General features: G+C 32.7%; 12 protein-coding genes. 3 read left to right on the top strand and 9 right to left on the bottom strand.

Annotation, left to right across the window (positions count from 1 at the left end; translation table 11 throughout):
- Position 1 precedes the first annotated feature (1 nt).
- Positions 2 to 1,621 carry an alkaline phosphatase PafA gene (gene pafA, locus Q4Q34_RS11205; protein ID WP_303318193.1) on the bottom strand — a complete coding sequence of 540 codons (1,620 nt, stop codon included), beginning with the start codon at positions 1,619 to 1,621 and terminating at the stop codon, positions 2 to 4.
- Positions 1,622 to 1,775: 154 nt separating this feature from the next.
- On the opposite strand from pafA, the gene Q4Q34_RS11200 reads away from it, so the two are divergent.
- The 3 genes from Q4Q34_RS11200 to Q4Q34_RS11190 all read left to right on the top strand — a co-directional run bounded on the left by Q4Q34_RS11200 (position 1,776) and on the right by Q4Q34_RS11190 (position 5,377).
- Positions 1,776 to 2,516, top strand: coding sequence for an MlaE family ABC transporter permease (locus Q4Q34_RS11200; protein WP_303318194.1), 741 nt, complete (start codon positions 1,776 to 1,778; stop codon positions 2,514 to 2,516).
- Positions 2,513 to 3,280: an ABC transporter ATP-binding protein gene (locus Q4Q34_RS11195; protein WP_303318195.1), complete on the top strand. Its 768-nt coding sequence runs from the start codon at positions 2,513 to 2,515 to the stop codon at positions 3,278 to 3,280. Before Q4Q34_RS11200 ends, Q4Q34_RS11195 begins: the two co-directional genes overlap by 4 nt.
- A 369-nt stretch (positions 3,281 to 3,649) precedes the next feature.
- The gene (locus tag Q4Q34_RS11190; protein WP_303318196.1) at positions 3,650 to 5,377 is read left to right on the top strand and encodes a sulfatase-like hydrolase/transferase; all 1,728 of its coding nucleotides are present in this window, start codon (positions 3,650 to 3,652) and stop codon (positions 5,375 to 5,377) included.
- A gap of 21 nt (positions 5,378 to 5,398) precedes the next feature.
- Here the strand turns inward: Q4Q34_RS11190 and Q4Q34_RS11185 are convergent, their stop codons facing one another.
- The 8 genes from Q4Q34_RS11185 to Q4Q34_RS11150 form a co-directional block, all read right to left on the bottom strand.
- On the bottom strand, positions 5,399 to 6,283 hold the full coding sequence (locus Q4Q34_RS11185; protein ID WP_303318197.1) for an NHL repeat-containing protein: 885 nt from the start codon (positions 6,281 to 6,283) through the stop codon (positions 5,399 to 5,401).
- Between the two features lie 28 nt (positions 6,284 to 6,311).
- Entirely contained in the window at positions 6,312 to 7,787 is a 1,476-nt protein-coding gene (locus tag Q4Q34_RS11180) for a DUF389 domain-containing protein (RefSeq protein ID WP_303318198.1), read from the bottom strand.
- A 9-nt stretch (positions 7,788 to 7,796) separates the two neighbouring features.
- Positions 7,797 to 8,879: a mannose-1-phosphate guanylyltransferase gene (locus tag Q4Q34_RS11175; protein WP_303318199.1), complete on the bottom strand. Its 1,083-nt coding sequence runs from the start codon at positions 8,877 to 8,879 to the stop codon at positions 7,797 to 7,799.
- A 94-nt stretch (positions 8,880 to 8,973) separates the two neighbouring features.
- A complete protein-coding gene (locus Q4Q34_RS11170; RefSeq protein ID WP_303318200.1) occupies positions 8,974 to 9,588 on the bottom strand; it encodes a SprT-like domain-containing protein in 615 nt (204 codons plus the stop codon).
- A 98-nt stretch (positions 9,589 to 9,686) separates the two neighbouring features.
- Entirely contained in the window at positions 9,687 to 10,322 is a 636-nt protein-coding gene (locus tag Q4Q34_RS11165; RefSeq protein WP_303318201.1) for an HAD family hydrolase, read from the bottom strand.
- An 11-nt stretch (positions 10,323 to 10,333) separates the two neighbouring features.
- Positions 10,334 to 12,361: an OmpA family protein gene (locus Q4Q34_RS11160; protein ID WP_303318202.1), complete on the bottom strand. Its 2,028-nt coding sequence runs from the start codon at positions 12,359 to 12,361 to the stop codon at positions 10,334 to 10,336.
- A 1-nt stretch (position 12,362) separates the two neighbouring features.
- Positions 12,363 to 13,274, bottom strand: a complete 912-nt coding sequence (locus tag Q4Q34_RS11155) for a PorP/SprF family type IX secretion system membrane protein (RefSeq protein ID WP_303318203.1) — start codon at positions 13,272 to 13,274, stop codon at positions 12,363 to 12,365.
- A gap of 15 nt (positions 13,275 to 13,289) precedes the next feature.
- The gene (locus Q4Q34_RS11150; protein ID WP_303318204.1) at positions 13,290 to 16,106 is read right to left on the bottom strand and encodes a T9SS type B sorting domain-containing protein; all 2,817 of its coding nucleotides are present in this window, start codon (positions 16,104 to 16,106) and stop codon (positions 13,290 to 13,292) included.
- Positions 16,107 to 16,188 lie beyond the last annotated feature (82 nt).

Below are 16,188 nucleotides of genomic sequence, written 5' to 3'. Positions count from 1 at the left end.
ACTAATCTAAAACAAACTCTAGTGGTTGTCCTGTTGTTCCATTTGGGAAACTAATACTTAAAAGCGCAGACATGGTTGGAGCAATATCAGTTATTGTTGTTTTTTGATAGGTCTGCCCCTTTTTTATGCCTTTTCCGAAAAATAAAAGTGGTACATGTGTATCGTAATTTAACCCACTACCATGCGTAGATCCTGTTTTCCCATAAGAAATATAAGCTGGGTCATCTACTAATAATATATCTCCCGATCTTTTTTGATTAAATCCATTTTGTAATAGCACTTCAACTCCAGTAGTAAAATCGACAGAACTCATTGTTGTTGCCGTATAAGCTTTTGAAATATTCTTGTACGTTATTTGTTCATTCACAATAGCATCTTGGACATCACTTAAATTTAATCCTAAGGTTTTTATTCTTTCTCTATTTAAGAAAATTTGATTGTTACTAATGTTTTCCAAAATATCTGTTGTTTCAAAAGTATCTTTTAGAAATTTCTGGAATTTTTCTTTGCGTTCGGAGTTCTTTAAATATCCTGCTGGAATTTTAACAGACTGTAAATACGCAGGTACATCTACTGCTCCATGGTCTGCTGTTAAAAACACGGTGTACATTCCTTTTCCTACTTTGGTATCAAGAATGGAGAATAGTCTTTCTAAATCCTTATCTAATCGTAGATAAGTATCTTCAATTTCTTTTGAGTTTACGCCAAAGTTATGTCCAATATAATCTGTACTAGAATAACTAATTGCTAAAACATCTGTGATAGCATCTTTACCTAATTGTTCTCCATCTAATGCTGCCAGAGCGAAATCTGTAGTTAAGCTATTGCCATAGGCTGTAGATTTTAAAATATCAAAGCCTCCATTTTCTTTTTTTAATGCCTTTAAATCATAAGGAAACGTTGCCGTTTCTTTTCCTTTAAAGCCACCCTCAAATGTATTTAAATCGCTTCCACTCTCTACATACGAATCAATGTTATATAAAGTATTCCAAACTTTAAAATAAGATTCTGCGGCATCGGATGCATTGAAATCTTTTACCCAATTTGGTAAATCATTCATATAAAATGAACTTGAAATCCAATGACCTTCATCTTTGCCATGAAACCAATAAGCTGCATTCGCCGTATGACCTGCAGGTAAAATAGCGCCTCTATCCTTAATTGAAATGCCTATAGTTTTACCTCTCATTTGAGTAAACAATCTATTCTCATCAGGAAATGTTGATGTTTTCATTCTGTGAGGAGACATTTGACCTGCTGTATTTTTAGTACCAACAGACTGAACAGAACCATCTCCAGCACAATACACCATTTTTTTAATTTCTTTATCATACCAATTATTCCCAATAATACCATGATACTTTGGAGTTGTTCCTGTATAAATAGACGTATGACCTGGTCCTGTATAGGTTGGTATATAATTAAAATGATTGTTTTTACAATTAAAACCTTCATTTACCATACGTTTAAAACCACCTTCACCAAACTTATTATAAAATCGTGTTAAGTAATCGTATCGCATTTGGTCTACTACAATGCCTACAACTAATTTTGGGTTCGACTCAATTACTGTATGAGTGGCAATGTTTTCTTTTTTAGTGTTTTGTGCCTTACAAGACATAGAAAAAAAGAAAACTAAGAGGGGTAAAAATATATTTTTTAACATAACGGTTTTATTTCTAATGTTCAAAAATAAAGATTTTAAAACATCAAAATTTAAAATTAAGGTTAAATACCATCAACTTTTTTTTACTTTAGCACTAACAAATTTTTATATGACATACCTTCATAACATTGGTGCTTATTTTTTAATGATAGTTGAGATGTTTCGCAAGCCAACTAAATGGTCTGTGATGAAGAAATTAATATTTAAAGATATTGATGATTTAGTTATAGGTTCGCTCGGTATTATAGCATTTATTTCCTTTTTTGTTGGTGGTGTTATAACGATTCAAACCGCCTTAAATATAAACAACCCACTTATTCCTAAATATTTAGTTGGATTTGCTACCAAACAATCTATTATATTAGAATTTGCTCCTACCTTTACTTCTATAATAATGGCTGGAAAAGTTGGTTCTTTTATAACGTCCAGCATAGGCACGATGCGTGTTACCGAACAAATAGATGCTTTAGAAGTTATGGGCATAAACTCATTAAATTATCTAGTTCTGCCCAAAACAATTGCTTTACTTTTATACCCTTTTGCTATTGCTATAGGGATGTTTTTAGGGATTCTTGGTGGTATGGCAGCATGTGTTTTTGGTGGTTACACTTCATTAGAGGATTATGTTTTAGGAATCCAAACCGATTTTGAAGCTTTTCATGTAATTTATTCTTTTATAAAGACTTTTGTATTTGCATTTATTCTTGCTACAATCCCTTCATTTCACGGTTATTATATGAAAGGCGGCGCTCTTGAGGTTGGAAAAGCAAGCACCACATCTTTTGTTTGGACATCGGTTGTAATAATTCTGTTAAATTATATATTAACTGATATGATGCTAGGCTCATGATAGAAGTAAAAAACTTACATAAATCGTTTAATGGTGTTGAAGTTTTAAAAGGCATTAGCACAAGCTTTGAAAAAGGAAAAACAAATCTTATAATCGGACAAAGTGGTTCTGGAAAAACTGTTTTTCTTAAATGCTTGTTAGGCTTATTTGATTACGAAGAAGGTTCTATTGCATATGATGGAAAAATATTTTCGCAATTAACCGAAGATGAAAAACGTAATCTACGTGCTGAAATTGGTATGGTATTTCAAGGGAGTGCTTTATTTGATTCTATGACCATTGCAGAGAATGTGATGTTTCCCCTGCAAATGTTTACTGAACAAAGCAAAAGCGAAATGGAAGATCGTGTCGATTTTGTGTTAAAACGTGTTAATTTAGACAAAGCCCATAATAAAATGCCTAGCGAAGCCTCTGGAGGTATGCAAAAACGGGTTGCTATAGCTAGAGCCATCGTAAACAATCCTAAATACTTGTTTTGTGATGAACCTAATTCTGGGTTAGATCCCAAGACTGCTATTGTTATAGACAACCTTATCCAAGAGATTACCGACGAGTACCAAATTACAACGGTCATTAATTCACATGACATGAATTCTGTTATGGAGATTGGTGAAAAAATCGTGTTTTTAAAAGACGGACTAAAAGCTTGGGAAGGTTCTAATAAAACCATTTTCAAAACAGATAATGAAGTAGTTACAGACTTTGTATATTCTTCTGAGCTTATGAAAAAAGTACGTCAGATGTATATTGAGGAGAAACAGTGATCAAATTCTACACCTAACTGTTTATATCTCTTTTATTTCTACAAACAATACCAGTACATTTATTCAACCCACATTATGCATTAAGAATGTCGAAATGAAAAGTGAAAAATGCAATAAAATCTAGTGCTTTTTAATTTCTAATAGAGTACTTTCTAGAGTTAAGTTAAAAAATACAGTAAAACGATAAATTTTGCAATAATTTCAATCTGTAATAGACTTTCTAATGTAGAATATGGGTTAAAACAAGTAACAATGGGTAAATTTCGATAATTTATGGGTAATTCATAATTACATCTAATAATCAAAATATGTTTTTTTTGTATAAACCTAGAAAAATATATGCTTATATATTGAAAAAACCGATTTGTTATGAAATCACTTTTTAAAATTACCCCATTATTTACTACAATTACATTATTAATTATTAGTCATTTCCAAGGCATAAGTCAATCTCCTAATATTGTCTTTATTTTATTAGATGATTTAGGCTATGCAGATGTTGGCTTTAATGGGGGCACAGACATAGCGACTCCAAATATTGATGCTTTGGCAGATAACGGAACTATTTTCACCTCAGCTTATGTAACACATCCTTTTTGTGGGCCAAGTCGCGCTGGTTTAATGACAGGTAGATACCCCCATAAAATAGGCGCCCAATATAATTTGAATGATAATGAATATGTTTTAGGAGTTGATACAAACGAAACTTTTTTTAGTAAGGTTTTACAAGATGCAGGGTATAATACCGCTTTAATTGGTAAATGGCATCTTGGCCAATCGGCAGCACATCAACCAAATTCACGCGGTTTCGATTATTTCTACGGTATGCTAACTGGAGGACATAATTATTTTACCAAAACAGCTGCAAACGGTGGATTTAATGGAGCCTACAATAGAGATTTACGAGAAAATGGAGGGCTTGCTAATGAGCCTGCCAATGAATATATTACAGATTTATTTTCTGATAAAGGTGTTGCTTTTATTCAAGATGCCGAGACCAATGACAGTGATCCATTTTTTTTGTTTATGTCCTACAATGCGCCACACTCTCCGATTCAATCCAAAACATCAGATGAAAATATATTAACAAATCCACCCTATTCATTTTCATATTCTAATGATAGAAGAAAACAATATGCGGCTATGGTTTATGCCGTTGATAGAGGTATAAAAAATATTGTAGATGCATTAATCGCAGCTAATGAATTGGATAACACTCTAATCGTTTTTCTAAGTGATAATGGCGGTAGATTGGACAATACTGGTATGGCCAACAATGCTCCTTTAAGAGGTGCTAAAGGAGACACTTACGAAGGTGGTTTTCGGGTACCCATGTTCATGCATTGGCCTGATGGCAATATTCCGATTGGTGCAAGTTATGACTACCCTGTTTCTTCTTTAGATTTATATCCTACGTTTGTTAATCTAGCAGGAGCATCAATTCCGAATGGTAAGGAAATAGACGGTAAAGACATTTTAAACAATATTATTATTAATACAAATGCCCGTGCTGGTGAATCTATATTTGCCATGAGACATAAAAAGATTAATAATGTAGGTATAAGACGTGACCAATGGAAAGCTTATACGACTGGTAATGGTGTGTGGCGTCTATACAATATTGATAATGACAAAGGAGAATCCAATAATTTAAGCGCTCAGTACCCAGCAATACTTAACTCTATGATTGATGATGCTTATCAATGGTCTAAAACCCATATAACACCTCAATTTTTTGATAGTATTGAAGCAGAAAACAATTGGAATGCCAATCTTCCAAAATTCGAAATTACATTTCCTGGTTATTTATCGGTCGAAGATATTCTTATAGATGAAACTGTTTCTGGCTATGTTTACCCAAATCCTACAGTAAAATCTAACCTTACAATAACTTTCAATGGTAATTTAACAAACGCTGTTGATGTTATTATTTATGATACCTTAGGTCATCCAGTACAAATTGAAAAAAACCTTTTAAAAGAATCGCCAAATAAGGTTGGATTAAAGCTAAATCCAAATATTACTAACGGAAACTATTTTATACACATTACTTCTGGGACTAATTCTTTTAGCAAAGCATTTATAATTAATCGCTAAATAGCGTACGTATGTTTTAAATTACAAATCGAGCTTGTAACACATAACCCGATTATTAAAAAAGGTAGGTACCAGTAACATTTGAGTTTCTGGTATATAATCAATATCTGCAGAATTAATAGCTTTTTCTCTAGTATCTAGCAATTGAATTTTTTTCCAATTAGTTGAATCAATATAAAAAATCTCACCCATCCAGCTAGAAACAATGAAATCTCCATTTTCTAATCTAACAATACCATCCCCATGTCCAATATCTGTTGTTAATATTTCTGAGGTCTTCGAATTGAAATTATAGCTTCCAAAATAGTGTTTTCCAGAATCCAGAAAGTACATATTTTCATCTTGATGTAGTAACCCGTTTAATCGACCTTCGGTATCTATTTTATGCTTAATAAGCTCTTCATTTTCTAAAACATAAATCAAATTTGTACTGGATCCCGATGCATATACTACACCTTCGGGACTTATAGTAATATCGTTTAATTGCGGTTCTCCATCAACAGTATAAGTATTGATTATTTTTTGTGTTTTTATGTCTATTTCTACAATTCTATCAATATCGTTCACATATAATTTACCATCAAAAACCCCCATTCCTTTAGGACCACTTAAGCCTTCGAGCCATTTTAATTCTAAAATATTGCCTTTGGTATCTATGGTTGATAAAAAGCCATTATTGTCTTTTTCCCATGGAGATTTATTAACATTAGCAACAAAAATAATATCTGACTCTTTATGATATAAAACAGCTTCACTAGTTGTTAGAAGCGTATCTGTTTGCCAGACTAAATTTAGGGTTGGTGTTTTTTTGGGTTCCAACTTAGTCTGTTTTGTTTCTCTTTTTTCTTTACATGAAAACCCTAACAAGAGGATCATTAAAACGAGCCCTAAAACATTATTTTTCATCGTATTGTTTTATTTTTAAACTTAAAAACTAATCAACCTTTTTAACAACCAAAGTATCTAAATTTAGTGTTTGTTTCAACCACTTATTCAATGCTTTTTCTTTTATTAAAACCATACTATCTTTTAAGGATTTTCTCCATTTTATATGAGCAACAGCTATAGTATCAATTTTAATAAAATCTTTAGATTCAAGCATTTTTGCATAACTAAAATATTGTAAATCACTAAATCGTACTTTAGCATCGCGCGACAAATTGGTAAATGAAACCGAACTGCTTTGAGAGGCATTATTTTCTATTTTTTTATTTAATTCTGTGACTTCAATTTGTAAGTCTACAATTTGTTTTTGTAAACCAGAAATGATATTATCTTTTTGGTCTAATTCCTTAATAGCTCTATCATAAGCCTCAGATATTTTATCAAAACTCCTATTTTTATTTCCGTTTATTTCAAGGTTAAATTCTTTGATTTTATCATAACGTTTTAATTCATTTCTTAAATCAGCTTCAGTAGCATCTGTAATTTCTCCATTGAAATACAACGTTATTTTTTCATCACTAGTGTTTAATGTCCCATTTTGAAACCATAATTCCCGATTAGATGTAATTTCATCCTTAACAAAGTTATTATAGTCATTTTCAAAACCGCTTTGTTTTATAAAATCTACAAATGTCCAAATAGCAGGAGCCATAACCAATATGGCTAGTATAGATGCCAATTGTGCAATACGTTTTCTTTTTTTAGAATTAGCATATTTTAGCATTGGAAAACGTAGCACTTTCAACACTATAAATGTAGCCAGCGCTATAAAAATAGTATTGATAGTAAACAAATACATAGCGCCTATAAAATAATCCCAATTGTGGGCTAAACCATAACCTGCAGTACACAGAGGAGGCATTAAAGCTGTAGCAATAGCAACACCAAAAATAACCGAAGCTATGGTTCCTTTTTTGGTACGCGCAATAATTAATGCTGAACCACCAAAAAAGGCTATGAGGACATCTCTAACATCTGGTTTTGTACGCCCAAAAAGTTCATTAGTCTTTAAGTCTGCCGTTGGAAAAAACTTAAAAAACAAATATGCGGTTAGTAAACTTAAAACAATCATGGTTGCCAAGTTCACTAAGGATTTCCTTAAGGTATCAATATCGTTAATAGCAATAGAAAGTCCTACCCCCAGAATGGGTCCCATTAATGGAGAAATTAACATGGCACCAATAACAACAGCAGGTGAGTTTGCATTTAACCCAACAGAAGCCACAAAAATTGAGCAAATTAAAATCCATGCTGTAGCCCCTTTAAAAGGAATATCTTTTTTTATGGCTTCAATGGTTGCATCTCTATCGGTATCATCCCTAAAGTCCAGCAACTCATTAAAAAAGGTTTTAATGCTTTGAAATAAACCTTTAGCATCTTTTTTTACAGCTTCTTTTGATTGCTCAACCGCTTTGTCCTGACTAGTTTCCTCTTCAGAAAAATTGAATTTACTTTCTTCGCTCATAATTATATTTTAACTATAATGCTCTCCAAACTTATCCTTCACATTTTGGAGTACTTTTTTAATATCTTGTTCTTTTGTCTTAGGAAAGATAAGTAAAACTTCTTTTTTATCTACAATAATATAGTCTTGTAAGCCATCAACTACTACTATTTTATCATCTTGAGCGCGAATCATATTGCCAGATGCGTCCTCTGTTAATGTTCTAGCATTCACTACAGCGTTTTTGCTATTATCCTTATCTAATTTATCATATAAACTTCCCCAAGTACCAAGATCGTTCCAATCAAACTCTGCTGCAATGACATAAACATTGGTTGATTTTTCCATAATGGCATAGTCTACCGAGATATTTTCTGCTTTACCATAATGGTCTCGAATAAAGTCATCTTCAAAATCGGTGTTATAGACCTCTATACCATTTTCAAATAGTGCAAATAATTCTGGTTGGTTATTCTTAAAAGCTTCAACAACACTTTGTACACTCCACATGAAAATACCTGCATTCCACAAAAAATTGCCTTGTGCTATATATTGCTTTGCTACCTCATAAACAGGTTTTTCTTTAAATTGACTAACCGCTTTTATCGCTTCCGCGGAAGTTTTATCGAATTCAATATAACCATATCCTGTATTAGGAAATGTTGGCTGAATGCCCAAAGTCATTAAGGCATTATTTTTAGAGCAAAAATTGAATGCTTGTTGTACATTTTCAGAAAAGGCATTTTCATCTTCTATCCAATGATCGCTAGGTGCTACAATCATAACAGCATCTGGATTCTCTTTTTGAATTTTTAATGATGCATATAAGATACAGGGGGCTGTATTTCGCATGGCTGGTTCTAACACCACTTGCCGTTTTGTAACACTTGGTAATTGTTCTAACACGAGATCATTATAACGCTCGTTGGTTAAAATAAAGATGTTCTCTTCTGGTATTAATTTTGCTAAACGATGAAAGGTTTTCTGAATTAATGTATCACCAGTTCCCAACATATCGTGAAACTGTTTAGGAAAATCTTGAGTACTTACTGGCCAAAATCTGGATCCAACACCGCCTGCCATTAAAATGGCGTAATAATTTTTATTCTTCATATATATTATATCGTCCCTTAAAAATAGGAATCCGTTTATTTATAATTTTAAAAATCTCTTTTACAAGCTTTGTCTAACATTGAGATTTAATTCATCAAACCCCTGCCTCTGTTGGAATAACAATTTCAACTTCTGCATTCGGATTGAAAAGATACAACTTTCCTGTTTTAACTTCAACACACTCAAAACGTTTTACCCGTTTTTGTCCCATTTTAAAAACTTTACCATTATATAACTTAAAAGTGCTTCCTAAAGGCACTTCAAAAATATAGGTTTTATTATTGGGTTCATCAAACTGTTTTAAGGCTAATGCTAAATTCACATCGGTATCACTACTTGCTTTAGGGTTTCTAAAATGTTTTGCTAAAAGTGGTAATATATGATCTGGAAAAATCTCAGGATTTAAAAATGGCAACATTAAATGTTGAAATGTGCGCTTCCATTCTATCCCATGGGGTTTTATAAACCTACCATAAGTTTTATAAGCCTCAAAATGAGCAACTTCATGTATTAATGTGATTAAAAATCGATAGGTATTTAGATTAGAATTGACGGTTATTTGATGCTTCCCGTTTGGTAATCGCTTATAGTCACCATGGCGTGTTTTTCGTTCATTTTTAATTTTAACCACCAAATTGTCATGTTCTAAAAGTTTTAAAACTTGAGGTATGGCAATTTCTGGAATATAATTTTGAAGCACATCTTGCATTAAAACAAAAATAATGGTTTTATACTTTCTTTTTCAAACGTTTTCTCACAAAAAAGAAAACTCGCCAAATGAATGTCAATAAAGAAATAATGATAAAATCATATCATCTCCAAAAGCTCAGACATGCTACTAAAAGTCTTTGTAGCCTCTGCTTCCAATTCATTATTATAATCATGTGCCGTAAATCCAAACACATCAAAACCTCCATTTTTTGCGGCTCTTACTCCAGATAAGCTGTCTTCAACAACCACACATTCGCTTGGTTTAAAACCCATTGTTTCTGCTGCCCACAAAAACACACCTGGATCTGGTTTCCACTTCTTGATCGTATAACAACTAAAAATATTGTTTTCAAAAAAAGGCAATAGACCAGTAAGTCCTAAGTTAAGTCGGATTTTATTTTCTGGACCACTAGACGCTGTACAAAATGGTACTTTTAAGCTTTGTACCACTTCTTTAATACCTTCAATAGGTTTTATATGTTGTTTAAAGGCTTCAAAACTTTTCACTCTATAATCTGCCTCAAAAGTTTCGGGCAAAGGTTTCCCTATTAACTGTGAAATGGTATCCATACAGGAGCTAAACGATTTCCCTTTAAACTGACTAACGGCGCCTTCTTTTTCAATATTGGCTCCTAAATCATTTGCCATATCGACCATAGTACCAACGGCTATCGTTTCACTATCAATCAGTACGCCATCGCAATCGAAAATAACACATTTGTATTTACTCATAAGTAAATTTTTTAATACTTAACTATTTCAAATTCGCTACGTCTATTTAACTGATGTTCATCATCAGTGCAATCTAACATAGGACATGGAACTATAGGTTCTAATTCTCCAAAACCCTGAAATTTCATTCGACGTGCATTAATAAATCCTTCTAAGGCTAGGTAATTCCTTGTTGATTCTGCTCGTCTTTCTGATAAAATCTGATTATAACGTACGGTTCCTCTACTATCTGTATGCGAACTTATTTTTAGGTAAATATTTGGGTAGCGTTCTAATTTAGCTGCCAATTCATCGAGTATTTTTTTAGAATCTGCCCTGATATTCCACATGTCAAAATTAAAATAAATGGGTTCTAATTGGAAAAATAATTTACCATCTTTTTCAATAACTGGGGGGCCTTCTACATCGGTTAATAATTCAAACCGTTCAGGGTCTTCTTCTTTTAATTTTTTATCAATTTTCTTTTCTTCAATTAATGCTTCTACGGGGTCTATTGGTGGCGGAGGCGGTATTTTCTTTAAATACAATACATGTATTTGGTCTTGGGCCTCTGCTACCGTTACATTTAATGTATTAGGTGTATAGGCTTCATTATTAGCCGAAAACTCATAATTATTTGCTAATAAATTGATATTAAAAAATGCTAAAGAGTCTAAGGTATTGGTATATTTCTCAACTCCTTTTTTATCTTTTAATACAACTTCGGTATTTGGAATGTATGCTTTGGTTTCTAAATCTCTTACTTCAAACCTATTTATATATTCTCTTATAAAAACTTCTCCTGTTTGTTTAAACTTGAATATTTCATCATTTTTTTTATTTCTATTTGTAGAAAAGAATCCTTCTTTAGCATTATAATAATTTAAACTAAAGTCATCATACCTCGAATTAATAGGTGCTCCCAAATTAATTGGCTTAGTAAATGCATTATTAACGCGCTCTGAAACAAAGTTATCTAACATCCCTAATCCTAAATGACCATTGGATGCAAAAAACAGATTACCTTCTTGTGATATAAATGGAAAATGTTCTCTGTTTTCGGTGTTAATGGTTTGTCCTAAATTAACTGGTTCTCCAATAGTTCCATCTACCTCAATAGCCACATAATATAAATCAAAACTACCGTAGCCCCCTTCTATATCTGATGAGAAATAGAGTTTTTTATCATCTGGACTCAAAGCGGGATGCTGATAGGAGAATCCGTTTTTATTAAACGGTAATTTTTCTAATTTGCCCCATTTACCATTTACGCGAGTGGTTTTATATAAATGAATATTGTTATTAGACTGCTCGTTAAACTCTTTCTTTCCATCGGTATAATTACTTCTTGAAATATAAAGCGTATTTCCATCACTTGTAAAACAGAAATTACCTTCGTGCAATTTAGAATTTATTGTTTTGGGGAGTGGTTTAATGCTTCCTATGGTATCATTATTTTCATCAACTTTTACTGCGTAGATATCAAGAAAGGATTGATGCGTCCATTTGTATTTTTTTCTTAAGAGTTTTTTATTATCCCTATCGGAAGTAAAATAAACGGTATCATTAAATTTTACAGCTCCAAAATCGGATGATTCAGAATTAAACGGACTCTTTTTAATCTTATAATCCGGATTTTTCAATTTAAACGCTTCTATAATTTCAATAGATTCTGATGCATCTAAAGAAACAGATAGATTTTCTTTATATCGCTTGAAATAATCCAATCCTGTTTCATAATCTCCTAAGGCTGATAATACCTGGTATAATTTAAAGTTATACTCATTATTATAGGTTTTATCTTTTTCACCGTATTTTCCTTTTACTAATTGTTTTAAATATCTCGATGCGAGACGATATTCAAAGGTATTATAATAACAAACGGCTATATTTTCTATAGCTTTTTTGTGACGTTCTTTTTTTATTTCTTCTTCATAATATTTAGCAGCATTGCTATAATCTCCTTTTTCAAAAAAACGATCGGCTCTTGTTTTCTTTTGCCCAAATGATACCTGTATAAAAAACAGGCTGATTATAATAAAAGTAATATTCTTAATCATATTAATAAAATCTTGGGGATGAATACTTTTTACTTAGTCCTAACACATCAAATCTATAGAGTAATATAAATTCATGACTCCCACTATTATAATTATTTAATTGGCTTGTATTAAAATCGTAGGCGTATCCAACTTTTAAATTTGGTGTAATATTGATACCTGCTAAACCGGAAACGGCATCTTGATAACGGTACGATATGCCTAACTCGAATGTATCCAGATAAAGGGCATTTGCAGAGACATCGAACGATAAGGGTGCTCCTGTAACATATTTAATAACTGTAGATGGTTTTAATTTAAATTCGCTATTAACATCAAACACATAACCTCCAATTAAAAAGACATGTGGTTTGTCTTTATATAATACACCACTATTAACATTTAAATCGCTTGGAATAAGATTTGGTGATGACAATCCGACATAATAATTATTGTGAAATAAAAAGGCTCCCGCACCAATATTTATTACTGTCTTATTCGTGTTTTCAAACAAAGGGTCTCCACTAACATTACTGCCAAGGCTACTAAAATTTATATGATCAAACCCCATTTTTATTCCAAAGGACAGGTTTAAATCTTTCTTGATACTAATCTTATATGCTGCATTAATATTAAATACATTTTCACTAAGGTTTATGTTGCCTCCTATATTATCATTTAAATAATTTACGCCTAATTCTATCTTTTCACTTAAAGGAACATTTGCAAATAAATTAGCTGTTTTAGGGGCTCCATCTATACCAACCCATTGTGTACGGTACAAGCTACCAACTTGTATAATACTAGGTTCGTTTATCATATAACCCGGATTTACCAAACCCATGTTATACATATATTGTGTGTACTGGGGTTCTTGTTGAGCATATGCAGACAAACCACATATTATGAATACTATAAATATTTTAATCTTCATTCTATAAACGGCTCATTATCTACTTAAATAAAAGTTTCCTTGAATAGGGTCTGTTACTCCATCTTTTGGATCGAACACATAAAAATAAACGCCAGATGGCAACTCATCTCCAACAGTTAATGATACATTGGATTTTCCTTCAAAAAGAGGCGTATCTCTATTTCCTTTATAAACCAATGTTCCAAACCTATTGTAAATATTTAATTCAAAATCTGGAAATACTGTTGGTAATCCACATAAATCAAACGCGTCGTTTTCACCATCTCCATTAACAGAAATACCATCTTTAAAGCAACTAATACAGTCTGGATGATTAAGCGGTAAAAGTTCTACTACTATTCCAATTCTAGAAGACTCACACCCTTCTGAGTCGACTGCCGCAACAAAATAATCTTCTCCATTAATTAAAACCATTCCTATAGACAAAGGGGTTGTATCATCTATATTATCATACCAATTAAAGTCTACACCACTAGTAGCAACAAGATCTAAAACTGTTGCTCCAATACTGGCACAAAATATCTGATCTGTTGCATTTGGACTTGGAACTTCTACTACTGTTATTGAAATTTGTGATGTAGATAAGTTACATGAAACGTGTCCTTGAATTTCATATTGAAAATTATATGTTCCTGCTCCTAATTGCGATACATCTAATAAACTTCCTGTTAATAAATCTGTAGTATCCAAATTTCTAAAAACACCACCAGAATCCGCAGAAGCATCTAAATAATCCACTAAATCTATTTGTAAATCCGAACGGCATACAAAATAGCTTCCTCCTGTTCCAGCACTTGGACTTTGATGATTTACAACTGTAATCGTTGCTGAATTTCCGTTACACATAACGGTTCCTGTAAAAACATCAACATTATTAGGAACTATATAAATATAGTCTCCTTCATCTGAAACTCCAGGTGTAAATATCGCATTATGGGACGCAGAAGTATATCCATTAGGCCCTGTCCATGTTCCATTGGTATTAGGGTTACCCGTTAAATCATCAAATAAATCAAATGGCACATTATTGTCACATACATCTCTTCTTGATAATCCTACTCCCGATTGGTATTCTTCAAACACTGTAAAAGACAATCTCGCCCTATCTTCACAATTGTTAACCGTTCTTGTGATATACTCAAAATTAAAAGTTTGTTGATTGTTAATTTGGGGTATCGTAAATGGATTTGTTATGCTATTTCCTGTATTTAAATCTACCCACCTGCCTTGTGGTCCTTGATAAACATCATCAACTCCATTTGTGGTTAATAACGTAAATAAGTCTAAAGGAGCTGCTATGGTCGGGTCTGTTTCACAAAACAGTAATCCTCCTGTATCTTCTCCTGCATAAAGTTTAGGATGAATTCTGAACCTCACTCTTGCGCGTTGCTCTTGACAAGGAAGTGTATTATTAGGAATTATATCACAATAACCAGAAGAATAATCAAGTACCTGGAAACTATCAGGCCAACAATTATATTCGGGATAAACAACATATTCAAAAACATAATTTCCTGGAGGGGCATTTAACAAACTAACAGGTCCCAATGAAGAATACCCTGCTTGTGGAAATGGAAGATTTCCATTAGATACAAGCCCCAAATTTGAAGGCCCGGAAACAAGCCTCCAATTAGTCCAGGCATCCCTGTTATACTCAAATGAAATGCCATTTTCGGTTGTAAACTCTAGTTCGTTATATAAATTTATTGTAGTTGGTTGATTAGGGTCATCTTCACAATACGATGGTAAAGTACCACTTTGGCTAAACGGTCTTAAAGCTTCATAAATTTTAAAACTAACTGTAGACGTTGTGTCTGCACAAACTCCAGATCGTTGCTTTACTGTGTAATCATAATTAACTTGCGCGCATCCAAACTTAACCCCATCTCTAGCTATTATTTGATCATAAATATCTTTAATATTTATTCTGGAATCTATTGGGCTTGTTACTTGACCAAAACCGCTTCCTGTCCAAGTCCCATCTATATCTTCAAGTTCCAAAAATTCATCATTTCTTAAATCTATATCTACATCATATCTACCGCTTTTAATAACATCTTCACAGATACGTTGATTTTTTGAATACCCAGAAAACACTTTTCTTACAACAGAAACGCTAACATTTGTTCTTGCATCACTAGGGTAAGGTACCATATTACAAGGATCCATACCCTGAACTATATAAGTAAATTGAAAAGTTTGTTCATCAACCCGAGATGGTCCTGCATCATATGGGATCGTGACTGTTAAGTCTGAACCATTTAGACTAACAAAACCAGAGCCACCTCCATTATATACCCACGTTCCGTTAAGATGCGGACTTGGAATAGGTTCTAAAGTGTTAAAAAGATCTATATCTACTTTTAAATTACATCTATTTCTCGGTGTAGAGTTCAAATCACAGATTTGCACGTTTGCTCCAGTAGTACCAGCACCTTTAGCATAACCAGAAAACGCTCCCACAACCACATTCAATCTTATAAGAATATTATTAGGGCATCCAGACGTGACACTTAAAAAATGAAATTGGTGGTCTGTCTCTACTTCTGAAGATTTATCCAAATCCCACAAATGTAAATTACCAGCCCCGTCTAATGCAAAATTAAAATTCGGATCAACCCAATTTCCCATTGAAGGATCTATAGGCGTAACACCTGGAAGGGCATTATATCTATCATAAAGATTAATAATTCCATCTGGTTCTGGATTACTAGGATCGCTATCTACAATAGTCATATCACAGATATCAATCGTTCTTACATCAGTACATTGGGCTTGGCTTTTCGTTATTGAAGAAGTTATTATGACGAAAAATAGTATTTTTTTAAGCATTCTGTAAGCTAAAATTTACTGCAAGATAAATATTTTGGAGGAGTAACAGGTCGACAAATAATTAAATTTGGGTACGTAAATA

Origin of the sequence: Flavivirga abyssicola (assembly GCF_030540775.2) — a bacterium.
Classification (GTDB): domain Bacteria; phylum Bacteroidota; class Bacteroidia; order Flavobacteriales; family Flavobacteriaceae; genus Flavivirga; species Flavivirga abyssicola.
This window is presented reverse-complemented; position numbering and strand designations above follow the sequence as displayed.